16 protein-coding genes and 1 pseudogene are annotated in these 23291 nt (G+C 72.6%); 6 read left to right on the top strand and 11 right to left on the bottom strand.

Features of this window, described 5'->3' with window-relative positions; genetic code table 11:
• Position 1: 1 nt before the first annotated feature.
• From BLR33_RS20890 to serS, 4 genes are all read left to right on the top strand, one after another.
• Complete coding sequence (locus tag BLR33_RS20890) at positions 2-232, top strand: acyl carrier protein (protein WP_093786076.1); 231 nt, start codon at positions 2-4, stop codon at positions 230-232.
• On the top strand, positions 232-1452 hold the full coding sequence (locus tag BLR33_RS20885; protein ID WP_093786075.1) for a beta-ketoacyl-[acyl-carrier-protein] synthase family protein: 1221 nt from the start codon (positions 232-234) through the stop codon (positions 1450-1452). The genes BLR33_RS20890 and BLR33_RS20885 overlap by 1 nt, the downstream gene beginning before the upstream one ends.
• 194 nt (positions 1453-1646) lie before the next feature.
• The gene (locus BLR33_RS20880; protein WP_093786074.1) at positions 1647-3155 is read left to right on the top strand and encodes an APC family permease; all 1509 of its coding nucleotides are present in this window, start codon (positions 1647-1649) and stop codon (positions 3153-3155) included.
• Between the two features lie 222 nt (positions 3156-3377).
• On the top strand, positions 3378-4679 hold the full coding sequence (gene serS / locus BLR33_RS20875; RefSeq protein WP_093786073.1) for a serine--tRNA ligase: 1302 nt from the start codon (positions 3378-3380) through the stop codon (positions 4677-4679).
• A gap of 201 nt (positions 4680-4880) precedes the next feature.
• On the opposite strand, the gene BLR33_RS20870 is transcribed toward serS, so the two are convergent.
• The 10 genes from BLR33_RS20870 to BLR33_RS20825 form a co-directional block, all read right to left on the bottom strand.
• Positions 4881-5675: an AfsR/SARP family transcriptional regulator gene (locus BLR33_RS20870; protein WP_093786072.1), complete on the bottom strand. Its 795-nt coding sequence runs from the start codon at positions 5673-5675 to the stop codon at positions 4881-4883.
• Positions 5676-5979: 304 nt separating this feature from the next.
• The gene (gene tuf, locus BLR33_RS20865) at positions 5980-7173 is read right to left on the bottom strand and encodes an elongation factor Tu (RefSeq protein WP_093786071.1); all 1194 of its coding nucleotides are present in this window, start codon (positions 7171-7173) and stop codon (positions 5980-5982) included.
• A gap of 81 nt (positions 7174-7254) precedes the next feature.
• On the bottom strand, positions 7255-9381 hold the full coding sequence (gene fusA, locus BLR33_RS20860) for an elongation factor G (RefSeq protein ID WP_093786070.1): 2127 nt from the start codon (positions 9379-9381) through the stop codon (positions 7255-7257).
• 38 nt (positions 9382-9419) lie between these two features.
• Positions 9420-9890 carry a 30S ribosomal protein S7 gene (gene rpsG, locus BLR33_RS20855; RefSeq protein WP_033177779.1) on the bottom strand — a complete coding sequence of 157 codons (471 nt, stop codon included), beginning with the start codon at positions 9888-9890 and terminating at the stop codon, positions 9420-9422.
• 2 nt (positions 9891-9892) lie between these two features.
• Positions 9893-10264: a 30S ribosomal protein S12 gene (rpsL, locus tag BLR33_RS20850; RefSeq protein ID WP_014144289.1), complete on the bottom strand. Its 372-nt coding sequence runs from the start codon at positions 10262-10264 to the stop codon at positions 9893-9895.
• A gap of 258 nt (positions 10265-10522) precedes the next feature.
• The gene (locus BLR33_RS20845; protein ID WP_093786257.1) at positions 10523-11482 is read right to left on the bottom strand and encodes an STM4011 family radical SAM protein; all 960 of its coding nucleotides are present in this window, start codon (positions 11480-11482) and stop codon (positions 10523-10525) included.
• A 5-nt stretch (positions 11483-11487) separates the two neighbouring features.
• Entirely contained in the window at positions 11488-12909 is a 1422-nt protein-coding gene (locus tag BLR33_RS20840; protein ID WP_093786069.1) for an STM4012 family radical SAM protein, read from the bottom strand.
• Positions 12906-13721 carry an STM4013/SEN3800 family hydrolase gene (locus BLR33_RS20835; protein ID WP_176930372.1) on the bottom strand — a complete coding sequence of 272 codons (816 nt, stop codon included), beginning with the start codon at positions 13719-13721 and terminating at the stop codon, positions 12906-12908. The genes BLR33_RS20840 and BLR33_RS20835 overlap by 4 nt, the downstream gene beginning before the upstream one ends.
• Before the next feature lie 271 nt (positions 13722-13992).
• The gene (locus BLR33_RS20830; RefSeq protein ID WP_093786068.1) at positions 13993-15135 is read right to left on the bottom strand and encodes an STM4014 family protein; all 1143 of its coding nucleotides are present in this window, start codon (positions 15133-15135) and stop codon (positions 13993-13995) included.
• Positions 15136-15428: 293 nt separating this feature from the next.
• The gene (locus tag BLR33_RS20825) at positions 15429-16391 is read right to left on the bottom strand and encodes an STM4015 family protein (protein WP_093786067.1); all 963 of its coding nucleotides are present in this window, start codon (positions 16389-16391) and stop codon (positions 15429-15431) included.
• Positions 16392-16575: 184 nt separating this feature from the next.
• On the opposite strand from BLR33_RS20825, the gene BLR33_RS20820 reads away from it, so the two are divergent.
• Positions 16576-16902: a hypothetical protein gene (locus BLR33_RS20820; RefSeq protein ID WP_093786066.1), complete on the top strand. Its 327-nt coding sequence runs from the start codon at positions 16576-16578 to the stop codon at positions 16900-16902.
• A 1708-nt stretch (positions 16903-18610) separates the two neighbouring features.
• A pseudogene (locus tag BLR33_RS37170) lies at positions 18611-19228 on the top strand (DUF6745 domain-containing protein); the annotation flags it as partial.
• Positions 19229-19320: 92 nt separating this feature from the next.
• On the opposite strand, the gene BLR33_RS20810 reads toward BLR33_RS37170, so the two are convergent.
• Complete coding sequence (locus tag BLR33_RS20810; RefSeq protein ID WP_093786065.1) at positions 19321-23220, bottom strand: DNA-directed RNA polymerase subunit beta'; 3900 nt, start codon at positions 23218-23220, stop codon at positions 19321-19323.
• Positions 23221-23291: the final 71 nt, after the last annotated feature.

Genomic DNA, 23291 nt, shown 5'->3' with positions numbered 1-23291 from the left:
CATGTTCGAGACGCTGAAGGAAATCCTGGTCAACAAGCTCAAGGTGGCGCCCGAGCAGGTCACGCCCGAGGCCACCCCGCAGGACATCGAGCTGGACTCGCTGGCCATCGTCGAGCTGTCCCTGGTGCTGGAGACCGAGCTCGGCGTGACCGTCTCCGACGACGAGCTGCTGGAGCTGGCGACCGTCGGCGACATCGTGGCCCTGATCGAGGAGCGGAGCGCGCGGGTCTGATGGCCGGAACCGACATCGCCGTCACCGGTCTCGGCCTGGTCACCCCGGCCGGGACCGGCACCGCGGCCAGCTGGCAGGGGGTGCTGGCCGGCCGCTCCCCGGCGGCCGAGGACCCCCTGCTGGCCGGCAACCCGGTGCGGATCTCCTGCCGGGTGCCCGGCTGGGACGCCGACGCGCTGCTCGGCGCCCGCCGGGCCCACCGGCTCGACAGGTTCACGCAGTTCGCCCTGGTCGCCGCCCGCGAGGCGGTCGCCGACGCCGGGCTGGACCCGGCGACCTGGGACGGCGCCCGGGTGGGCGTCGTGCTCGGCTGCGCCGACGGCGGGCCCGGCACGGTGGAGCAGCAGCACCGGGTGCTGCTCGAGCACTCCGCGGACCGGGTCTCCCCGCTGCTGCTGCCGATGCAGCTGCCCAACATGCTCGCCGGGCAGACCGCCATCGAACTGGGCGCCACGGGGCCGAACCTCGTGGTGGCCACCGCCTGCGCGTCGGGCACCAGCGCCATCGGCGCCGCCCGGGACCTGCTGCTGCTCGACCGCTGCGACATCGTGGTGGCCGGCGGCAGCGAGGCCATGATCACCCCGCTGGTGATGGCCGGCTTCGCGCGGATGGGCACGCTCTCCCGCCGCGAGGACGACCCGGCCGGCGCGTCCCGCCCGTTCGAGGTGGAGCGCGACGGATTCGTGGCCGGGGAGGGCGCGGGCGTGCTGGTCCTGGAGCGGGCCGCGGACGCCCGGGCCCGCGGCGCCCGGGTACGGGCCCGCGTCGCCGGCTACGGGGCCTCCGCCGACGCCCACCACATCACCTCGCCGCACCCCGAGGGGCTCGGCCTGGAGGCCGCGATGCGCGCCGCCCTCGCCGACGCCGGCGCCGGGCCCGCGGACGTCCAGCACGTCAACGCGCACGGCACCGCCACCCGGCTCAACGACCTCGCCGAGGCCAAGGTGGTGCGCCGGGTGCTGACCGGCGACCCGCTGGTCACCTCGACCAAGGGCGTCACCGGCCACCTGCTGGGCGCCGGGGGCGCGGTGGAGGCCGCGTTCACCGTGCTCAGCCTGGAGCAGCAGCTGGTGCCGCCCACCGCCAACCTCACCGTCCCCGACCCCGCCTGCGAGATCAAGGTCGCCGCCACGGCCACCGCCACCCGTGTCGACCTGGCCCTCAGCAACTCCATGGGCTTCGGCGGCCAGAACGCCGTCCTGGCCATCGCCGCCGCCTGAACCGCCCGCCCGGGACCGCTCGGTGTCCCGTTCCCGTCCGGTACGTGTCCCCCTCCGACCTGCTTCCCATCCCCCCTTTTGTCACCTCTTTTCCATTCCTGTCCCCGCAGCCCGCGCCTGCGGTCCGGCCCCGGGGTCCGTCACACGGCCCGGGGTCCCCCTTCCACCGCCGACGACGATCCCAGGAGCACGCCATGACTGCCGGCATCCCTCCCGCGGCCCCGCACGGGTCCGCGGCCACCCCGCAGAGAACCCTGACCGCCAGCTACATCGTCTTCATGATCGTCGCCGCGGCGGCGCCGCTGTCCGCGATGGTCGGCACCGTCCCGCTGGCCTTCGCCATCGGCACCGGCGCCGGCGTGCCCGCCGCCTTCGCCTTCGCCGGCGTCACCCTGCTGTGCTTCTCGGTCGGTTACGCGATCAGCGCCCGCCGCACCGGCGGTTCCGGCGGCTTCTACGCCTCCATCGCCGACGGCCTGGGCCGCCCGACCGCGGTCGGCGGCGGATACACCGCGGTGGTGTCCTACAACTGCGCGACCATCGGACTGGTGGGCGCGCTCGGCTACTTCACCAGCCTGGTGCTCGCCGACCACGGGATGCACATCTCCTGGGAGTGGTGCTGCGCGGTCGGCCTGGCCGCCGTCGCCGTCCTCGGCTACCGCGACATCGCGATCAGCGCGCGGGTGCTGATGGTGCTGATGCTCGGCGAGATCGGCATCCTGGCCGCCCTGGACGTGGCGGTGCTGATCCGGCACGGCATCCACGCGCTGCCGGGCACCTCGTTCTCCTGGCACGTGGCCACCGGCCACGGCGTCGGCGTCTCGCTGATGTTCGCCTTCGTCTCCTTCATCGGCTTCGAGTCGGCGGCGCTGTACGGCAAGGAGGCCAAGGACCCCAAGCGCAGTGTCCCGCGGGCCACGTACATCGCGGCCGTGCTGATCGCCGGGTTCTACGCACTGACCAGCTGGGAGGCGGTGGGCGCGCTCGGCGCGGGCAAGGTGCGCGCGACGGCCGGCTCCCAACTGGGCGACCTCTTCTTCACCATCGGCGACGACTACCTCGGCAGGGCCGGCAGCACCGTGCTGCAGATCATGCTCTGCACCAGCCTGTTCGCCGCCACCCTGGCGCTGCACAGCGCGGCCAACCGGTACACGGCGGTGCTCGCCGACGACGGCCTGCTGCCGCGCCGGCTGGGCCGGCTGCACCCGAAGTACGCCTCGCCGCACCGGGCGAGCATGGTGCAGGTCGTGATCAGCGCGGCCGCGGTGGTCGGCTTCGCGGCCGGCGGCCTGGACCCGTACGCGAACATGACCACGAGCATGCTCGGCCTGGGCACGCTCGGCATCGTCGTCCTCCAGGCGCTGGCCGCCCTGTCGTCGCTCGGCGTGCAGCGCAAGGGCGTGCGGCTGCCCTGGTGGCAGGGCGTCCTGGCACCGCTGCTGGGCTTCGCCGGGCTCGTGGTCACCGTCTGGCTGGTGGTCGGCAACTTCGATGTGCTGACCGGCGCCAGCGGTGGTGTGGTGGCCCAACTGCCGTGGGTCATCCCGGTGGTGTTCGTCCTCGGCGTGCTGTGGGCGGTGCGGATGCGGTCCGCGCACCCCGGGCAGTACCGCGCCCTGGCCGCCGCCCACCTGCCGCCCGCCCCGGCGCCGCAGGGCGCGGAGCCGGTCCAGTCCCCCTCCGCCGTCGGCGAGGCGGCCTGATCCCGCGACCGCACCACCGAGCCGCCGCACGGCGACCCCGCACGACCGGGCCCGAGCCGGGCCCGGTCGTGCACCGCACCACGCACCACCGCGACTTCGGCCCGGCACGGCCCCGGCCGGACCCGGGCCGGACCCCGATTGGACTGCGGTCGGACCCCGGCCCGACCCGGCGTCACCCGTACCACCCCGGCACCACCCCGGCACGATGGAGGAGGAGACGACGTGCACGACGTACGCGAGCTGCTGGAGGACGAGGCAGCGGCCGTCCGCAGGCTGGCCCGGCGCAGGTTCCCGCTCGACGTGGACGCGCTGCGGGACGCCCGGCAGGCACGGCTGGCCGGCCTGGAGACCGTGAACCGGCTGCGGGCGGAGCTGAAGTCCGCCTCCCGGGGCGGGCGTTCGAAAGAAGCGGCCGGGCAGGACGGCGGCGAGGACCCCCGCGAGCGCGGCCGCCGGCTGCGCGAGGAGGTGCAGCGGGCCGAGGCGCAGGCCCGCGAGGCCGAGGCCGCGCTGGAGCGGCTGCTGCTGGCCGTGCCCAACCTGCCGCTGGACGAGGTGCCCGATGGCGACAGCGAGAAGCAGGCCGTGGAGGTGCGCCGGGTGGGCCCGCAGCGCGGAACCGGACCGGGTCTGGGCCGCCACCACTCCGAGATCGGCGAGCAGTTGGGCATCCTGGACGCCGGGCGGGCGGCCAAGCTCTCCGGCGCCCGGTTCGCCGTCAGCCGCGGCCCGGGCGCCCGCCTGGAGCGGGCGCTCGCCGACTTCCTGCTGGACCTGCACACCGGCGAGCACGGCTACACCGAGTACGCGGTGCCGCACCTGGTCAGCCGGGAGACGATGACCGGCACCGGGCAGCTGCCCAAGTTCGAGGAGGACCTGTTCGCCACCTCCGCGGCCGGCCGCGAGCTGTTCCTCATCCCGACCGCCGAGGTGCCGCTGACCAACCTCGCGGCCGGCGAACTGCTCGACGAGCGGGAGCTGCCGCTGGCGATGACCGCCCGCACCCCCTGCTACCGGGCCGAGGCCGGCTCCTACGGCCGCGACACCCGCGGCATCCTGCGGCTGCACCAGTTCGAGAAGGTGGAGCTGGTGCGGATCTGCCGCGCCGAGGACGCCCAGGAGCAGCTGCAGCTGATGCTCGGCCAGGTCGAGGAGTGCCTGCGGCGGCTCGAACTCTCCTACCGGGTGGTGCTGCTGCCGGCCGGCGACATGGGCTTCTCGGCCCGGATGACCTACGACGTGGAGGTGTGGCTGCCCGGCGGCGGCTCCTACCGCGAGGTCTCCTCGGTCTCCGACTGCGGCACCTTCCAGGGCCGGCGGGCCGGTATCCGCTACCGCACCGCGGGCGGCGGCAAGAGCCCGGCGGCCACGCTCAACGGTTCGGCGCTGCCGATCGGCCGCACGGTCGCGGCGCTGCTGGAGCAGGGGCAGCAGGAGGACGGCTCGGTGCTGCTGCCGCAGGCGCTGGTGCCCTACACCGGCTTCCGCCGGCTGCTGCCGGGCGGCGGCACGGCCCAGGACTGAGCGCGCACGACCGCAGCAGGCCCGGCCCGGGGACGCCATCGGCGGACGACGGGCCGGGCATTGGCCTCCCTCGGGCAGCGGCGCCGCACCCGCCCGGGAGCCGCCCGCACAAGACGACCGGCCCGGGGACGCCCGTCACGGGAAGCGTCCTCCGGGCCGGTCCCGCACACGCGGACACGAGCCGGGCCCTGCCGGCCGGGCTCAGGCGAGCTGCCGGAGCAGCGCGCCCGAGCGGTGCAGGCCCGGGTCCTGGTTGAGCATCTGCCGGAAGAGCTGGCGCAGCTTCGGCGAGGGCTCCATGCCGAGTTCGTCGACCAGCCTGCGCCGGGCCGCGTTGTAGACGCCGACCGCCTCGGCCTGCCGCCCGCTCTGGTAGAGCGCCACCATCAGCAGCTCGGTGATCCGTTCCCGCCACGGGTGCGCGATGGTCATCCGCTTCAGGTCGCCGACCACCCGGACCGGCTCGCCGGAGCGTATCCGCAGGTAGTAGGCGTCCTCCAGAGCCGAGAGGTACTCCTCCTCGATCTGGGTGGCCGCGCTCGCGCACAGCGGCCCGATCGCGGCGTCACCCAGCGGGGTGCCCTGCCACAGCGCCAGCGCGCCCTCCAGGAGCTGGCGCGCGCCCGTCAGGTCGTTCTCCTCCATCAACCGGTGCGACTGCCGGATGCCGCTGCGGAAGCGGGTGAGGTCGATGTCCTCGGGGACCACGTCCACGCTGTACCCGGCCGCGTGCGTGACCAGCGCTCTCGCCCCCGCCTCGCGGCCGGCCGCCTTGGTGAGCGTGCGTCGCAGCCGCGACACGTGCGCCTGCAGCGCGTTCTCCACCGCCGTTGGTGGATTCTCGCCCCACAGCTCCGTGAAGAGCTGCTGGACCGGGACCACGCCGGGCGCCTGCAGCAGCAGGCTCGCCAGCAGGCTGCGCTGGCGGAGCCCCGGCACCGGGTGGAGCCTGCCGTCGACAACCACTCCCACCGTGCCCAGGATGCGGAACTGCATGAGTCCTCCATGTGCGTGTGAGCTGCGGATTTGTCGCGTCCCGGCGGTCGGCCGGGACGGCGCGCTGCATTGTGGGGCCGCGACCTCGACTCCGGCTAGACATCACGGTGTAGCCGCTGCCCGCTCACCCGTCACACAAGTCCCACCCCTCACCCCCCTCGTCACACACAGCGCCCGCACCCCACCCACACCCCACGAACACCCGCGCACCCACCGGCTGCAAGGCCCCGCAGACGCGAAAGTGCCCCGCTCCCACAGGGGGAACGGGGCACCTTCTACGGCGTGAGCCCGCCGCGGGCGGAGGTCACTTGTTGATCTTGGTGACCTGGCCGGCGCCGACGGTACGGCCACCCTCGCGGATGGCGAACTTCAGGCCCTCCTCCATGGCGACCGGCTGGATCAGCTGGACCGTCATGGCGGTGTTGTCGCCCGGCATGACCATCTCGGTGCCCTCGGGGAGGGACACCACGCCGGTCACGTCCGTGGTACGGAAGTAGAACTGCGGGCGGTAGTTGTTGAAGAACGGCGTGTGGCGGCCGCCCTCGTCCTTGGACAGGATGTACGCCTGCGCCTCGAACTCGGTGTGCGGGGTGACCGTGCCCGGCTTGATGATGACCTGGCCGCGCTCGACGTCCTCGCGCTTGATGCCGCGGAGCAGCAGACCGACGTTCTCACCGGCCTGACCCTCGTCGAGCAGCTTGCGGAACATCTCGATGCCGGTGACCGTGGTGGAGGTCTTCTCCGGCTTGATGCCGATGATGTCCACGGTCTCGTTGACCTTGAGCACACCGCGCTCGATACGACCGGTGACGACGGTGCCACGACCGGTGATCGTGAAGACGTCCTCGATCGGCATCAGGAACGGCTTGTCGACGTCGCGCTCGGGGGTGGGGATGGCCTCGTCCACGGCCTTCATGAGACCGAGGAGCTTCTCGCCCCACTCCTTGTCGCCCTCGAGGGCCTTGAGCGCGGAGACGCGCACGACCGGCAGGTCGTCGCCCGGGAACTCGTACTCGGAGAGCAGCTCACGGACCTCGAGCTCGACGAGCTCCAGGATCTCCTCGTCGTCCACCATGTCGGCCTTGTTCAGGGCGACGACGATGTACGGGACGCCGACCTGGCGGGCCAGGAGCACGTGCTCCTTGGTCTGCGGCATCGGGCCGTCGGTGGCGGCGACCACCAGGATGGCGCCGTCCATCTGCGCCGCACCGGTGATCATGTTCTTGATGTAGTCCGCGTGACCGGGGCAGTCGACGTGGGCGTAGTGACGCGACTCGGTCTGGTACTCGACGTGCGCGATCGAGATGGTGATACCGCGCTGGCGCTCCTCGGGAGCCTTGTCGATCTGGTCGAAGGCCGAAGCCTCGTTCAGGTCCGGGTACGCGTCGTGCAGCACCTTGGTGATCGCCGCGGTAAGGGTCGTCTTACCGTGGTCGATGTGACCGATGGTGCCGATGTTGACGTGCGGCTTAGTCCGCTCGAACTTCGCCTTCGCCACTGGGGTCCTCCTGGAAGTGGATCTGTACGCCTTGCTTCATCGGCGCCAGGTGATCTTTGCTGGATTCAAGCCTACGGCGAGTTACTCGCCCTTGGCCTTCGCGATGATCTCCTCGGCGACGTTCCGCGGAACCTCGGCGTAGGAGTCGAACTGCATGGAGTAGCTGGCCCGGCCCGAGGTCTTCGACCGCAGGTCACCGACGTAGCCGAACATCTCCGAGAGCGGGACCAGGCCCTTGACGACCCGGGCACCGCTGCGCTCCTCCATGGCCTGGATCTGGCCACGGCGGGAGTTGAGGTCGCCGATGACGTCACCCATGTAGTCCTCGGGCGTGGTGACCTCGACGGCCATCATCGGCTCGAGAAGCACGGGGCTCGCCTTGCGGGCCGCCTCCTTGAACGCCTGCGAACCGGCGATCTTGAAGGCGAGCTCGGAGGAGTCGACCTCGTGGTAGGCACCGTCGAGCAGGATCACCCGCACGCCGACCATCTCGTAGCCGGCGAGGATGCCGAACTTCATGGCCTCCTGCGCACCGGCGTCCACCGACGGGATGTACTCGCGCGGGATGCGGCCACCGGTGACCTGGTTGACGAACTCGTACGAGGCGTCGCCACCCTCGAGCGGCTCGACCGAGATCTGCACCTTGGCGAACTGCCCGGTGCCACCGGTCTGCTTCTTGTGGGTGTAGTCGACCTTCTCGACCGACTTGCGGATCGTCTCGCGGTACGCGACCTGCGGCTTGCCGACGTTGGCCTCGACCTTGAACTCGCGCCGCATCCGGTCGACCAGCACCTCGAGGTGCAGTTCGCCCATGCCGCCGATGATGGTCTGGCCGGTCTCCTCGTCCGAGTGGACCTGGAAGGAGGGGTCCTCCTCCGCGAGCCGCTGGATGGCGACACCCAGCTTCTCCTGGTCGCCCTTGGACTTGGGCTCGATCGCGACCTGGATGACCGGCGCCGGGAAGTCCATCGACTCCAGGATGACCGGGTTCTTGTCGTCGCAGAGCGTCTCACCGGTGGTGGTCTGCTTCAGGCCCATGACGGCGACGATGTCGCCGGCGCCCACGGCGTCGATCTCCTCACGCTTGTTGGCGTGCATGCGGTAGATCTTGCCGATCCGCTCCTTCTTGCCCTTCACCGAGTTCAGCACCGACGAACCCGACTCCAGGCGCCCGGAGTAGATCCGGACGAAGGTGAGCTTGCCCAGGTGCGGGTCGCTCATGATCTTGAACGCCAGGGCGGACAGCGGCTCGTCCTCGGACGGGCGGCGCTTGACGACCTCCTCGGCGTTGCCGACCGCGTGGCCCTCGATGGCCTCGATGTCGACCGGGGACGGCAGGTAGCGCACGACCGCGTCGAGCAGGGGCTGCACGCCCTTGTTCTTGAACGCGGTGCCGCAGAAGACGGGGGTGACGGTGGTGCCGCCGCCCTTGCCGGAGTTGATGGTGATGCGGCGGATCGCCGCGTACAGCTGCTCCTCGGAGGGCTCGTTGCCCTCCAGGTACAGCTCCATCATCTCGTCGTCGTTCTCGGCGACGGCCTCCAGCAGCTTGCCGCGCCACTCGTCGGCGGCCTCGGTGTGGGTGGCCGGGATGTCGACGGTGTCGTACATCTCGCCCTTGGTCGCCTCCGGCGACCACACCAGGGCCTTCATCCGGACCAGGTCGACGACGCCCTTGAAGTCGGCCTCGGCACCGATCGGCAGCTGCATCACGAGCGGGGTCGCGCCGAGGCGGTCCACGATCATGTCGACGCAGCGGTGGAACTCGGCGCCGGTCCGGTCGAGCTTGTTGACGAAGCAGATGCGGGGCACGCCGTAGCGGTCGGCCTGGCGCCAGACCGTCTCGGACTGCGGCTCCACACCGGCGACACCGTCGAACACGGTGACCGCGCCGTCCAGGACGCGCAGCGAGCGCTCCACCTCGACGGTGAAGTCGACGTGGCCCGGGGTGTCGATGATGTTGATGGTGTGGTCGACCTCATCGAGCGGCCAGTGACAGGTCGTCGCGGCGGACGTGATGGTGATGCCGCGCTCCTGCTCCTGCTCCATCCAGTCCATCGTGGCAGCGCCGTCGTGGACCTCGCCGATCTTGTACGAGACACCGGTGTAGAACAGGATCCGCTCGGTGGTCGTCGTCTTGCCCGCGTCGATGTGGGCCATGATCCCGATGTTGCGGACCCTGGCCAGGTCAAGCGAAGTGGTGGCCATGTGGCTCAGTCTTCTCTCGGTTCGATGGGGTGGTACGACTACCAGCGGTAGTGCGCGAAGGCCTTGTTGGACTCGGCCATCTTGTGCGTGTCCTCGCGGCGCTTCACGGAGGCGCCCAGACCGTTGCTGGCGTCGAGGATCTCGTTCATCAGGCGCTCGGTCATGGTCTTCTCGCGGCGGGCGCGGGAGTACCCGACCAGCCAGCGCAGCGCCAGCGTGTTCTGGCGGCCCGGCCGGACCTCGACCGGGACCTGGTAGGTCGCACCACCGACGCGGCGGGACTTGACCTCCAGGGTCGGCTTGATGTTCTCCAGGGCGCGCTTGAGGGTGATCACCGGGTCGGCGCCGGCCTTCTCACGAAGGCCCTCCAGCGCGCCGTACACGATGCGCTCGGCGGTGGAGCGCTTGCCGTGCAGCAGGATCTTGTTGACCAGCGACGTCACCAGCGGGGAGCCGTAAACCGGGTCGATGATGACCGGGCGCTTCGGGGCGGGGCCCTTACGAGGCATGCTTACTTCTCCTTCTTGGCGCCGTAGCGGCTGCGGGCCTGCTTACGGTTCTTGACGCCCTGCGTGTCGAGCGAACCCCGGATGATCTTGTACCGAACACCCGGCAGGTCCTTCACACGACCGCCGCGGACCAGCACGATGGAGTGCTCCTGGAGGTTGTGACCCTCGCCCGGGATGTAGGCGGTGACCTCGATACCGCTGGTCAGACGCACACGCGCGACCTTACGGAGCGCCGAGTTCGGCTTCTTCGGGGTGGTCGTGTAGACGCGCGTGCAGACGCCGCGGCGCTGGGGGGACCCCTTGAGCGCGGGCGTCTTGTTCTTCTCGACCTTGTCCTGCCGGCCCTTGCGGACCAGCTGCTGGATCGTAGGCACCGTTTCTCCGGTTTCTGTGTGCCGATCTCGATACTTCTAACCTGGGGACCGACCCACGCGGTCGGGTGTGTCGCGGACCCCGCACGTATCCGAAGGTCCGGAAGAGGTGCGTTGGACGGGTGTCGCGGCCTCGGTACCCCTGTACGGTCGCATGGCACGCACAAGGACCCGGGCACACCCCAGGCACAAGATGAGAGCGTACCTACCGCATCGGCTGGGGTCAAAACAAATGCATACGGGCCCGACAGGGCGCCCGTCTCACCCCTCGGACACCGTACCGGACAGCCTCCCGGGCACCGCCGTGAGCGGCAGCGGCGCGCGCGTGCCGGGGACCGCGCCGGACACCACACCGGGCACTACGGAGGGCAGGGTGGCCGGCAGGGTGGCGGGGACGCGTTCGAGGACGCCGCCGGCGAAGACGTCGTAGAGCGGCAGCGACTCCAGGTGGACGTAGCCGATGTGGCAGTCGCACACCGCGAGCGGGCAGGGGCGCGGGGTCAGGGCCGCGCGGTAGGAGCCGTCGTAGAGGTTGCCCAGGGGCTCGCGGACGAAGTGGCAGCGGCGCACCGTGCCCTCGCCGTCGACCGAGACCACCGACTCGCCGGTGCGGCAGGGCAGGCCCGCCGAGCGGTGCGGGTGGCGGCTGAAGGGGAAGAGCGGGTCGAGGTCGGTCCAGGGCGCGGCCTCTGCGTCGGTGTAGGTGCGGCCCTCGGCCGCGTTCACCCACAGGTAGTGCCGCTCGGGCAGGTCGGCGCGCAGCCGGCGGGCGGCGTCCAGGTGTTCGGGCAGCCCGACGACGCCGACGCTGAAGCGCACCCCCATCGCGTCCAGTTCGCGGGTGCGGGCCAGGAACCGCTCGTACGGGGTCTGGCCCGGGTGGAAGGTGCACCACAGGGCCGCTGTGTCCCGGTCGGCCGCGGCGAGCCAGGAGGTGCGGCCGCCGAGGTTGGTCTGGATCGCCACCCGGCGCACGTGCGGCATATGGGACAGCCGCACGATCGCCTCCCGGTACCAGGACCGGGTCAGCCCCTCGCCCCAGGGCGTGAAGAGCACCGCCAGGGAGTCCTGCTGCGCGGCCGCCCAGTCGGTGAACCGCTCCAGGGCGGCCCGGTCGGCGCGCAGTTGGGCGGGGGTGTCGCGGCGCTTGGCGAACGGGCAGTAGGGGCAGTCGTAGTCGCAGGAGGCGAGCGGGCCGCGGTAGAGCAGTGTGAGGTCCACCGCCGTCACCGGGTCTCGTAGGCGGCCATGTCGGCGCGGACCTTCGCCGAGAACAGGGCCGGGCCGACCGCGTCGGAGTGCGCGAGGCCCTCCGGTCCGAGCCGCAGCCGGTCCGGGGCCGCCGCCTCGTCCAGCCAGCCGCGGGCGGCGAAGGCGGCGAGCGCGGCGGGGAAGTCGGCCTGCGGCTCGGTGCCGAAGCGGGCCCGGTACTCGGCGGTGGCCAGCCCCTCGGCCTGGAGCAGGGACTGCAGCAGGTGCCGCCTGCGGGCCTCGTCCGCGTCGATCCGGCGGCCGTGCCGGGCGGTGGAGAAGTCCCGGGTCGCGGTGTAGTCGTCGATGATCGCCCGCACCTGCGGCATGCCGACCGCGTAGTCGAAGGAGTAGTGCAGGCCCGCGGTGTAGGAGCGGGCGCCGCAGCCGAGGCCGATCATGCCGTCGGTCTGGCAGGCGTGGTCGTCCGGGCCCTGGGCGGCGGCGCCGGCGCGGCGGAACATCCGCATCGAGGTCTGCGTGTAGCCGCGCTCCAGCAGGTGGTCGCGGCCCTGCCGGTACAGGGCCAGGCGCTGGGCGTCCCAGGCCGGGTCGTCCACCGCGGTCCGGCCGGACAGCCCGGTCAGCGGGCGCACGTAGAGCGGGTACAGGTACAGCTCCTCCGGCTCCCAGGCGAGCGCGGCGTCCAGGGAGGCGCGCCAACTCGCCGGGGTCTGGCCGTCGATGCCGTAGATGAGGTCGATGTTGAGCACCGGGACGCCGGTCGCGCGGATGCGGCCGAGCGCGGCCTCGACGTCGGCCCGGCGCTGCGGGCGCACCGCCGCGCGGGCCTCGTCCTCGGCGAAGCTCTGCACGCCCAGGCTGATCCGGGTGGCCCCGCGGGCGGCGAGGACAGCGAGCCGGTCGGCGGTGGCGGTGGCCGGCGACGCCTCCACGGAGAGCGGCACGGTGCCGAGCGGGGCGCCCATGCGGTGCTCGGCGATGTCGCACAGCCGCTCCAACTCGGCCGCTTCCAGGAAGGTCGGGGTGCCGCCGCCGAAGGCGGCCGCGGCGAAGCGGACCGGCTGCTCGTCGCCGAGCGCGTCGCGGACGGCGGCGGCCTGCCGGTCCAGGGCGTCGAGGTAGCGGGTGGTGAGATCGCCGGGGGCGCCGACGCGGGTGAAGAGGTTGCAGAAGCCGCAGCGCACCTCGCAGAAGGGGATGTGCAGGTAGAGCGCGAGGGCGTCCTTGGGCTCGGCCCGCCAGATCTCCCGCAGCGCGGGGCGGCCGGGCAGCGGGCGGTAGGCGGTCTTGTGCGGATAGGCGTAGACGTAGTCCTGGTACGGGCGGACGGCGGCGGTGGGGTCCGACGGAAGCACCGCCGGGGCCGGTCGAGGAGCCGCGGCGGGCGTCGGCGCCGCCGGAGGCGTCGGTATGGGGAGGGGTGCGGTGGTCATGTGGTGGGCTCCCCGTGGTCCAGGAAGAAGTGGGCGTAGGGCACGGTCCACACCGCCTCGTGGCCGATGCGGTGGCCGGTGAAGCCGTCGTCGCCGTAGGCCGTGCCGTGGTCGGAGCAGACGACGGCGAAGCAGCGGCGCCGGGCGCTCGCGGCCGCGAACAGCCGGCCGATGTGGCGGTCGACGTACTCCAGGGCGGCCGCGTGGGTCTCGCGGCTGTCGCCGGCCTCCTTGGTGGCGCCGGGCAGGTGGAACCAGTTGGGCTGGTGGAGCGCGGAGACGTTGACGAAGAGGAAGAGCCGCCGCCCGGCGGGGAGCGCGGCCACCACCTGCTCGGCCCGGCGCACCTGCTCCTCGAAGGAGGTGGGCGAGGTGACGCCGAAGCCGGGCTCCCAGTGGCTCTCGGCGAAGAGTCCGGGCAGCACGCTGCCGAGGGCGCCGCGCCGGTTGAAGAAGCCGACGCCGCCGATGCAGGCCGTGTGGTAGCCGGCCTTCGCCAAGCCGCCGACGAGGTCGGGGGTGTCGAAGACCCAGGTGCCCGCCGCGGTGCTCTCGCTGCCCGCGAAGCGGGCGGCGAACAGCCGCGGGTGCGGCCCGGGCGTGGCCGGGGTGGGCAGGAAGCCGGCGAACATCGCCTGGTGGGAGGCGTAGGTGAAGCTGCCGGGGGCGTGCCGCCGCTCCCAGACGCCGCCGGGCAGGTGCCGCGCGAGGTTCGGCAGCCGCCCCTGCGCGGCGAGTTCGGCGGCCACGTCGTACCGCAGCGTGTCGAGGGTGACGAGGAGCAGGTCGTCGCGGCCGACCACCTCGTTCATGTCGGGGTCCACGGCGGGGTTCAGGGCGGGGTTCACGGCGCGGCCCACCCCGGAGTTCGTGCCGGACGACCTCTCGGGATTCATGCCGGGGTTCGCGCCCGGGTTCACGGCGGGGTCGGTGCCGGGATTCACGGCGAGGTCGTCGGTGCGGGGGTTCACGTGGTGGTTCACGGCGGGGTCCGTGACGGAGGTGTCGGGAAGCGTGCCGGGGGTGGGCAGGGGGTGGTCGTCCGGCTGCGCCTGCGCGCCTGCTCGGCCGGTCCCGGCCGGGTCAACGTGCCGCACGGTGCTCCCTCGACGGTGGGTACGGGGCCGCGGTCGCGATGTGCCCGGCGAGCGCGGCGAGTTGGGCCTGATAGGTGTCAAGTCCCTCCGCCGGGCTGCCCGGCAGGCCGGTGAGCCGCGGCAGCAGGTCGCCGAAGGCGTTCACCTCGGCGACGGCGAAGTGCCGCCAGCCGGTGGCCGGCAGCAGGTCCACGCCGACCGCGAGGGTGCCGGGAAAGCAGGCCGCGGCCTGCTCGCAGATCCGCAGCGCCTCCGGCCAGGCCGGGCCGGCCGCGGCCATGGCGGCGGCCAAGTCGCCCCGGGCACCGCCCAGATGAAGGTTGGTCATCGGCCACCGGCTGGTGCGCACCACCACGTGGGTGGCCCGGCCCGCGACGACCAGCACCCGCAGGTCGGCGGTACGGCCGCCCAACGACGCCTTGGGCAGCCACCGTTCGAGGTGCAGGCCGTCCGGCGCGAGGGCGTCCACCAGCGCGGCGGCCTCGCCCTCGTCGGTGATCCGGCGCACCCGCAGCGAGTTGAAGAGCCGTCCGCCCGCGGTCTCCACCGAGGTGGTCGCCCGCAGCCGGCCGCCGCTCGCGGTCTCCAGCGCGATGACGCCGGAAGCCGAGGAGCCGTGGGCCGGTTTGACGAAGGCGCGCGGCATGCGGTGCTCGCGCATCAGCGCGCGCAGGTCGGCCCAGCCGCGCAAGGGGGCCGCGCCGCCGCTCGTCGGGGACTGCGGCACGGGCACACCGGCCCGGGCCAGGACCTGGTGGCAGGCCCGCTTGTCGAACAGGACGGCCAGCTCCGCCGGATCGTCCAGCCGCACTCCCCCGCGCAGCGAGCCGACGGCCGCGGTGAAGCGCGCGTACCAGCGGGCACCGCCCTCCACCCGGGTCGGGTCGTCCGTCCCGCGCAGCAGCCGGTCCACCTCGGGGTGCTCGCCCGGCGAGTCCAGCCGGACCACCTCGTGCGGCCCGAACTCGGCGCCGCCCGCGCGCAGGACGTCCAGCCACGGTACGACGCGGGGCGCGGCGAACCCCGCCGCGACCGCCGCCTCGGTGAACAGCCGCACCCGCCGGTTCTCCGGGTTCCCGACCACGGCGAGCGCCGGTTCCCGCCCCCCGTACGCCCCTGCGCTCGCCATGCCGTCCCCTCCCTCGTCCCCTGCCGCCGGGCCCACCCGGTGCGGTGCGCTGCGCGTGCTTTCTGCTGGGCCCGTGCTTGCCGTGCCCGCCGTGCCTGCCGTGCTCGCCGTGCGGCTTCCGGTCGGATCGGCGCCGCCGTACCCCGTTCGCCCGCGGCCCGCCCGGCGCGCACCTGCCGTGCGGGCCCGACGCCCGCCCTGCGGCTCACCGTCGTGCCCGCACCTGCCCGCCCTGCGCGACGCGTGCCCGCCGTACGCCGCCGCTCCCCCGCCCCTGTCCGGGCGGCGTCCGGCTACTCGCCGACCGCCACGTACCGCCAGACGGTGCCGTCGCCGTTGTCCTCCTCCGCGTCATCGCGGTCGAGGTCGAGGGCCACGCCGGCGGGCTCCAGGGCCTCGCGCAGTCGCTCGGCGACCTCCGCGCCGATGTAGTTGTGGTGCAGGTCGAGCGAGGTGAGGTGGGTGAGCGGCTGGCCGCCGAGCAGCGCGGCCGCGCCCTCGTCGGTGAGCACGCCCATCGACAGGTCCAGCGTCTCCAGCCGGGCGACGACGGGCGCGGCGGCGACCGCGGCGGCCACCTCGTCCTGGATCTCGCTGTTGTGCAGGGCGAGGTGGCGCAGCGCGGGCAGCCGGGTGCCGGCCAGGAAGGGGGCGAGGTCGGCCACGTCGCAGTCGCCGCCGTAGTCCGAGGTGCCGAGCCACAGGTCGAGCGTGGTCAGCGCGGGGAAGTCGCTCGCGGCGATCCCGCGCACCGCCTCGGCGGGTATCCCACCGCTCTGCACGACGAGTTCGCGCAGCTTCTCGTGGCGGACCGGCGGGAAGACCAGGCTGTTGCCGCCGCGGAGGCCGAAGCGCTCCAGCCCGGGGAAGGCGGCGAGCAGCGGGGTGAGGTCGCCCTGCACGATCCAGGAGATCTCGCACTGCTCGAACACCACGTCCGCGACGAAGAGCGAGCGCAGCGAGGTGAGGTGCTCGCGGGCGCCGAGCAGGGTCTCGACGACCTCGTCGGGCCCGGACTCGTACATGTCCGGCCAGGCGCCCACGATCAGCGCCTCGACCTGGGTGAGGTCGACCGCCGCGGCGAACCGGGCGAACGCCCCGGCCCAGGTCTCGTCGCTCTCGTACGCGTCCGCGCTGATCCGCCAGGCGACCCCGCCCGCGGTGGGCGGGCCGTTCTTCTCCTCGTCCTTCGCGGAGAACCATTCGACGACCGGCAGCCCGCCGTACTCCGTGAGGTGGTCGTGCGTCAAGGTCATGTCCTGCCCCGCTCCAGACGTGTCGCCGTGGCCCCCCGGCCGGCTGGGGCCGAGGCGTGAGGCAGTTCTACCAAGGGGGTACGACAGCGGCCGCGGTGGGCCCGGCGCGGGGGCCCGCTGTCGGTGGGTGCCCCTACGGTCGGTGACTACGGCGGCGCGCGGGGCGCCGCGGGAAGGGAGCGCCGTGTACCGGCAGGGCGATGTGCTGATCGTGCCGATCGAGGAGGCCGCGCTGCCGCGGGGCCACGAGGAGCTGCCGCGCGAGCCGCGGGACGGGCGGGGGCGGATGGTGCTGGCGCTCGGCGAGGTGACCGGCCACGCCCACGCGGTGGTGGGCCCGGGCCACCTCATGCGCGAGGCGGGCCCGCTCGGCCCGCTCCTGCTCCACGTCCCGGACGGCGCCCGCGTCGTCCACGAGGAACACGGCCCCATCCCCCTCCCCAAGGGCTGGTACCGCGTGATCCGCCAGCGCGAATACGTCCCGGGCTCGGTCCGCATAGTCGCCGATTAGCCGTCCCCTCCGGGCGGGCAGGCGGGGTCCGGGGGGCGCCCGGGGCGGCCGCGCGCCGTCCACGGCCCGGGCGAAGGCGAGTTGGCGGGGGGCGCCCGGGCGGGCGCGCGGGCCGCGCGGGGGCGGTCCGTGCTGCGCCCTTGCCGGGCGCCCCGGGCGGTTTCCGGCGGCGCGGCCACCGGCGGCCCTGCGGCGCGGGTCGGGGTGGCGTCGGCGAGCGCGGAGTGGACCGCGGGATGTCCCGGCGGCCCTGCGGGCGCCGACCGGGGCGCGCCCGGCCGCGCGAAGGGGGCGGCGGGCGCGCGGTCAGCGGCGCGGAAAGGTCGGGACGGGCGTGGAGGTCGGGAGCGGGACGGCAGTGGAGACGTCGGTGGCCCAGGTGGACGAGGGCACGGTCACGGCGGAGGGCGCGGGGACGGTTTTCCGCCGGCGCGGCGACCGGCGGGCCGTGCGGGCGCCGGTCAAGGCTCGCGCCCGGCCGCACAAAGGCGGGACGACGGGACAAGGACAGGGACGACGGCGGCCCGCGCGCGTCCCGAGGCAGGGCGCGCGGGCACCAGCGGGGAACGGGAAGGTCGGGACGGGCGTGGAGATCGGGAGCGGGACGGCAGTGGAGACTTCGGTGACGCAGGTGGACGAGGGCACGGTCACGACGGAAGGCGCGATCGGCGGCCCGGCCGCCGGCACGGCGAGCAGTAAGGAGGGCACCCCGGACCGGGTACCGGCGGACGCACCGAGCAACAGCGAGCCTGGCAACCCCGACGAAGGCTCAGGCAGCGGGTCGGCGGACGACCCCGGCAACACCACGGCCGACACCCCCGCCGAGGACTCGGGCAACGAGTCGGGCAGCGGGCCGGCGGACGAACCCGGCAACACCACAGCCAACGACACAGGAGGCAACCCCGGCGAGAGCTCGGACAGCCGGACGGCGAACGAACCCGACGCCACAGCCGACGGCGCAGGAGGCGACCCGAACGAAGGCGCGGGCAGCGGGTCGCTCGGCGTGGGCGCCGTGGCGGAGTGGCGGCGGGTGGGGGCCGAGACGGCGGCGGCGGATCGGGGGGCCGCCGAGGCGGGGGTGCGGCTGGCGTACCGGCTCGCCGGGCTCGCCGAGCCGGAGCGGATCGTTTGGGCGGAATCGCCGCTGGCCGCGATACGGCTGCTGGCCGGTGAGGAGTCGGCGGAGCGGCGTGGCCGCAACGTGCGCGAGGAGGTACGCAGCGGCCCGTGGGCGGCCGAACGCGCGCGGCTGCACGCCGAGTTGGGTCCGGCCGGCTGGAGCGCCCGCTGGCAGTCCACCGGCGGCCGCCTCTGGGACGGCGTCCAGCTGCTGACGGCCCGTATAGGCGCCGGCACGGTGGAGGCGTTCGCCGCCACGGAGGTGCCCGCGCGTCCGGCCAGCCCCGCCGCCGTGCCCGGCGCTCCCGCAGCCGACATGCTGCCGGGCTTCGAGGGGGTCGCGGCCCCGTCGGCCGCTCCCGCAGCGCCGGGCGAGACGGCACCCCGCACGGCCGCCACGGCGGCCGCCGCAACCGGTACCGCCGAGGCTGGCCCGGTGGCCACCACACCCGCCGGCGCTCCCGAGGCACCCGCCGGGTCCGGTTCCGTGACCACCGCACCCGCCGACGCCCCCGAACCGCCCGCAGGGTCCGGCTCCCCCACCACCGCGCCCGCCGCTCGGGTCGATCCCAAGAAGCAGGCTCTCGCCAGGGTGCTGCTGCTCGACGCCGTGCAGGGGCAGCAGGATGCCGCGTGGCTCAGTGCGTTCGAGGTCGGGCCGGGTTCTCCGCTGGAGGGGGTGGCCGCGGTGGCGCGCGCGGCCGGGTGGTGGTGGCCGTACGAGCGGGTGGCCGTCGTCTGCGAGCGGCCGGTCGAGCTGCACCGGGACGAGGCCGGGCGGCTGGACCGGGCGGACGGCCCCGCCCTCGCCTACCGCGACGGCTTCGCGCTGTACTCCTGGCGCGGCATGCCCGTCCCCGGCGGGTTCCTGCGCGAGCTGTCCGCGCTGACCCCCGAACGCATCCGCACCGAGGAGAACGCCGAGCTGCGCCGGGTGATGCTGGAGCACTACGGCTACGACCGCTACCTCACCGAGTCCGGTGCCGTCCCCGAGCACCGCGACGAGACGGGCGTGCTGTGGCGGATCGCCCTGCAGGGCGACGAGGACACCGTGATGGTCGAGGTGGTCAACTCCACGCCGGAGCCGGACGGCACCACCCGCACCTACTGGCTGCGGGTGCCGCCCACCACCCTTACCGCCAGGGAGGGCGTCGCCTGGACCTTCGGCCTCACCGCCGAGGAATACCAGCCGCAGCGCCAGACCTGACCGGGCCCGCACATGCCGCAGGGCGGCCACCCTCGAAAGGGTGACCGCCCTGCGTGCGTTCCGCGGCTCAGGCCGCTGCGATCGGTGCGACCTCAGCCGTTGTACGGGCCGTAGTCGTAGTCCTCCAGCGGGACCGCCTGGCCGGAGCCGGTGCCGAAGGGGCTGTAGTCGATGTCGTCGTAGCCGACGGCCGAGTACATCGCGGCCTTGGCCTCCTCGGTCGGCTCCACCCGGATGTTGCGGTAGCGGGACAGGCCCGTACCGGCCGGGATCAGCTTGCCGATGATGACGTTCTCCTTCAGACCCAGCAGCGAGTCCGACTTCGCGTGGATCGCCGCGTCCGTCAGCACCCGGGTCGTCTCCTGGAAGGAGGCGGCCGACAGCCAGGACTCGGTGGCCAGCGAGGCCTTGGTGATACCCATCAGCTGCGGGCGGCCCGAGGCCGGGTGACCGCCCTCGGAGACCACGCGGCGGTTCTCGGTCTCGAACCGGCCGCGCTCGACCAGCTCGCCGGGCAGCAGCTCCGCGTCGCCCGACTCGATGATCGTCACCCGGCGCAGCATCTGCCGGATGATGATCTCGATGTGCTTGTCGTGGATCGACACACCCTGCGAGTTGTAGACCTTCTGCACTTCCTGCACCAGGTGGATCTGCACCTGGCGCTGGCCGAGGATGCGCAGCACGTCGTGCGGGTTGGTGGCACCCACGGTCAGCTTCTCGCCGACCTCGACGTGGTCGCCCTCGCCGACCAGCAGGCGCACGCGCTTGGAGATCGGGTAGGCGATCTCGTCGGCGCCGTCGTCCGGCGTGACGACGATCTTCTTGGTCTTCTCGGTCTCCTCGATGCGCACCCGGCCGGCCGCCTCGGAGATCGGGGCGACACCCTTGGGTACGCGGGCCTCGAAGAGCTCGACCACACGCGGCAGACCCTGCGTGATGTCCTCACCGGCGACACCGCCGGTGTGGAAGGTACGCATGGTCAGCTGGGTGCCGGGCTCACCGATCGACTGGGCCGCGATGATGCCGACGGCCTCGCCGATGTCCACCAGCTTGCCGGTGGCCAGTGAACGGCCGTAGCAGTAGGCGCAGGTGCCCACGGCCGACTCGCAGGTGAGGATCGAGCGGGTCTTGACCTCCTCGACCCCCAGCCGCACCAGCTGGTCGATGAGCACGTCGCCGAGGTCGACGTTGGCGGGCGCGACGACCTTGCCGTCCACCACCACGTCCTCGGCGAGCATCCGCGCGTACACGCTGGTCTCGACGTCGTCCGCCTTGCGCAGCACACCGTCGGCGCCGCGCTCGGCGATCCGCAGCTTCAGACCGCGCTCGGTGCCGCAGTCCTCCTCGCGGATGATCACGTCCTGCGAGACGTCCACCAGACGACGGGTCAGGTAACCCGAGTCGGCGGTACGCAGCGCGGTGTCGGCCAGACCCTTGCGGGCACCGTGGGTGGAGATGAAGTACTCCAGCACGGACAGGCCCTCACGGAAGGACGCCTTGATCGGCCGCGGGATGGTCTCGTTCTTGGCGTTGGAGACCAGGCCGCGCATACCCGCGATCTGACGCATCTGCATCATGTTTCCGCGGGCACCGGAGTCGACCATCATGAAGATCGGGTTGGTCTTCGGGAAGTTGGCGTTCATCGCCTGGGCGACCTCGTTGGTCGCCTTGGTCCAGATGTTGATCAGCTCGTCGGAGCGCTCCTGCTTGGTGATCAGGCCGCGCTCGTACTGCTTCTGGACCTTCTCGTCCTGCGCCTCGTAGGAGGCGATGATCGCCTTCTTCGCCTCGGGCACCACGACGTCGGAGATGGCCACCGTGACACCGGAGCGGGTCGCCCAGTGGAAGCCGGCCGCCTTCAGGTTGTCGAGCGTCGCCGCCACGATCACCTTCGGGTAGCGCTCGGCGAGGTCGTTGACGATCTCGGAGAGCTGCTTCTTGCCGACCGCGTAGTCCACGAACGGGTAGTCCTCGGGCAGCAGCTCGTTGAAGAGCGCGCGGCCCAGCGTGGTGCGCAGCCGGAAGCTGTCGCCCGGCTGGTAGGGCTCCTCGCCCTCGCCCGGCTCCGGCGGCACCCAGCCGCGCGGCGGGATGGTGCCCACCGGGAACCGGATGTCCACCTTGGCCTGCATGGACAGCTCGCGGTTGTCGAACGCCATGATCGCCTCGGCGGTCGACCCGAACGCCCGGCCCTCGCCCTTGACCTCGCGCTCCTCGGAGTCCGTGGTCAGGAAGAACAGGCCGAGCACCATGTCCTGGGTCGGCATGGTGACCGGGCGGCCGTCGGCCGGCTTGAGGATGTTGTTCGAGGAGAGCATCAGGATGCGCGCCTCGGCCTGCGCCTCCGCGGACAGCGGCAGGTGCACGGCCATCTGGTCGCCGTCGAAGTCGGCGTTGAAGGCGGTGCAGACCAGCGGGTGGATCTGGATCGCCTTGCCCTCGACCAGCTGCGGCTCGAACGCCTGGATGCCGAGACGGTGCAGGGTGGGCGCCCGGTTGAGCAGCACCGGGTGCTCGGCGATGACCTCTTCCAGCACGTCGTACACGACCGTGCGGCCGCGCTCGACCATGCGCTTGGCCGACTTGATGTTCTGCGCGTGGTTGAGGTCCACCAGGCGCTTCATCACGAACGGCTTGAAGAGCTCCAGCGCCATGGCCTTGGGCAGGCCGCACTGGTGCAGCTTGAGCTGCGGGCCGACGACGATCACCGAGCGGGCGGAGTAGTCGACGCGCTTGCCGAGCAGGTTCTGGCGGAACCGGCCCTGCTTGCCCTTGAGCATGTCGGAGAGCGACTTCAGCGGACGGTTGCCGGGGCCCGTGACCGGGCGGCCGCGGCGGCCGTTGTCGAAGAGCGCGTCGACGGCCTCCTGGAGCATGCGCTTCTCGTTGTTCACGATGATCTCGGGCGCGCCGAGGTCGAGCAGCCGCTTCAGGCGGTTGTTGCGGTTGATCACGCGGCGGTACAGGTCGTTCAGGTCGGAGGTCGCGAAGCGGCCGCCGTCCAGCTGCACCATCGGACGAAGGTCCGGCGGGATCACCGGGACGCAGTCCAGCACCATGCCACCGGGCTTGTTGGTGGTCTGCAGGAACGCCGAGACGACCTTGAGGCGCTTGAGCGCGCGGGTCTTCTTCTGGCCCTTGCCGGTGCGGATGATCTCGCGGAGGCGCTCGGCCTCCTCGTCCAGGTCGAAGGACTCCAGGCGCTTCTGCAGCGCCGCGGCACCCATCGAGCCCTGGAAGTACGTGCCGAAGCGGTCGCGCAGCTCGCGGTAGAGCAGCTCGTCGCCCTCCAGGTCCTGGACCTTGAGGTTCTTGAACCGGGCCCACACCTCGTCGAGCCGGTCCAGCTCGCGCTGGGCGCGGTCGCGCAGCTGCTTCATCTCGCGCTCGGCGCCCTCGCGCACCTTGCGGCGCACGTCGGCCTTGGCGCCCTCGTTCTCCAGCTCTCCGAGGTCCGCCTCCAGCTTCTTCTGGCGGGCCTCCACGTCGGCGTCGCGGCGCTGCTCGATCTGCTGGCGCTCCACGGAGACCTGGGCCTCCAGCGACGGCAGGTCGCGGGTGCGGCGCTCGTCGTCCACCCACGTGATCATGTACGCCGCGAAGTAGATGACCTTCTCCAGGTCCTTCGGGGCGAGGTCGAGCAGGTACCCCAGGCGCGAGGGCACGCCCTTGAAGTACCAGATGTGCGTGACGGGCGCGGCCAGCTCGATGTGGCCCATCCGCTCCCGGCGCACCTTGGCGCGGGTCACCTCGACGCCGCAGCGCTCACAGATGATGCCCTTGAAGCGGACGCGCTTGTACTTGCCGCAGTAGCACTCCCAGTCCCGGGTGGGGCCGAAGATCTTCTCGCAGAAGAGCCCGTCCTTTTCCGGCTTGAGGGTGCGGTAGTTGATGGTCTCGGGCTTCTTGACCTCGCCGTGCGACCAGGTCCGGATGTCGTCCGCGGTGGCCAGGCCGATCCGCAGCTCGTCGAAGAAGTTGACGTCGAGCACTGTGTCGTCAATCCCTCTCAGGGTTGATTCTCAAATGGTCTGAACGGGTCGCGGGGGGCTCGTCCGGTTGG

The sequence above is a fragment of the Actinacidiphila guanduensis genome (assembly GCF_900103985.1).
Taxonomy (GTDB): domain Bacteria; phylum Actinomycetota; class Actinomycetes; order Streptomycetales; family Streptomycetaceae; genus Actinacidiphila; species Actinacidiphila guanduensis.
This window is presented reverse-complemented; position numbering and strand designations above follow the sequence as displayed.

Coding starts and splice junctions, on each gene's coding strand:
- rpsG (WP_033177779.1), bottom strand. CDS start 9,890: ATGCCTCGTAAGGGCCCCGCCCCGAAGCGCCCGGTCATCATCGACCCG.
- fusA (WP_093786070.1), bottom strand. CDS start 9,381: ATGGCCACCACTTCGCTTGACCTGGCCAGGGTCCGCAACATCGGGATC.
- BLR33_RS20885 (WP_093786075.1), top strand. CDS start 232: ATGGCCGGAACCGACATCGCCGTCACCGGTCTCGGCCTGGTCACCCCG.
- BLR33_RS20890 (WP_093786076.1), top strand. CDS start 2: ATGTTCGAGACGCTGAAGGAAATCCTGGTCAACAAGCTCAAGGTGGCG.
- BLR33_RS20825 (WP_093786067.1), bottom strand. CDS start 16,391: ATGACCTTGACGCACGACCACCTCACGGAGTACGGCGGGCTGCCGGTC.
- BLR33_RS20870 (WP_093786072.1), bottom strand. CDS start 5,675: ATGCAGTTCCGCATCCTGGGCACGGTGGGAGTGGTTGTCGACGGCAGG.
- BLR33_RS20835 (WP_176930372.1), bottom strand. CDS start 13,721: ATGAACGAGGTGGTCGGCCGCGACGACCTGCTCCTCGTCACCCTCGAC.
- BLR33_RS20840 (WP_093786069.1), bottom strand. CDS start 12,909: ATGACCACCGCACCCCTCCCCATACCGACGCCTCCGGCGGCGCCGACG.
- BLR33_RS20880 (WP_093786074.1), top strand. CDS start 1,647: ATGACTGCCGGCATCCCTCCCGCGGCCCCGCACGGGTCCGCGGCCACC.
- BLR33_RS20830 (WP_093786068.1), bottom strand. CDS start 15,135: ATGGCGAGCGCAGGGGCGTACGGGGGGCGGGAACCGGCGCTCGCCGTG.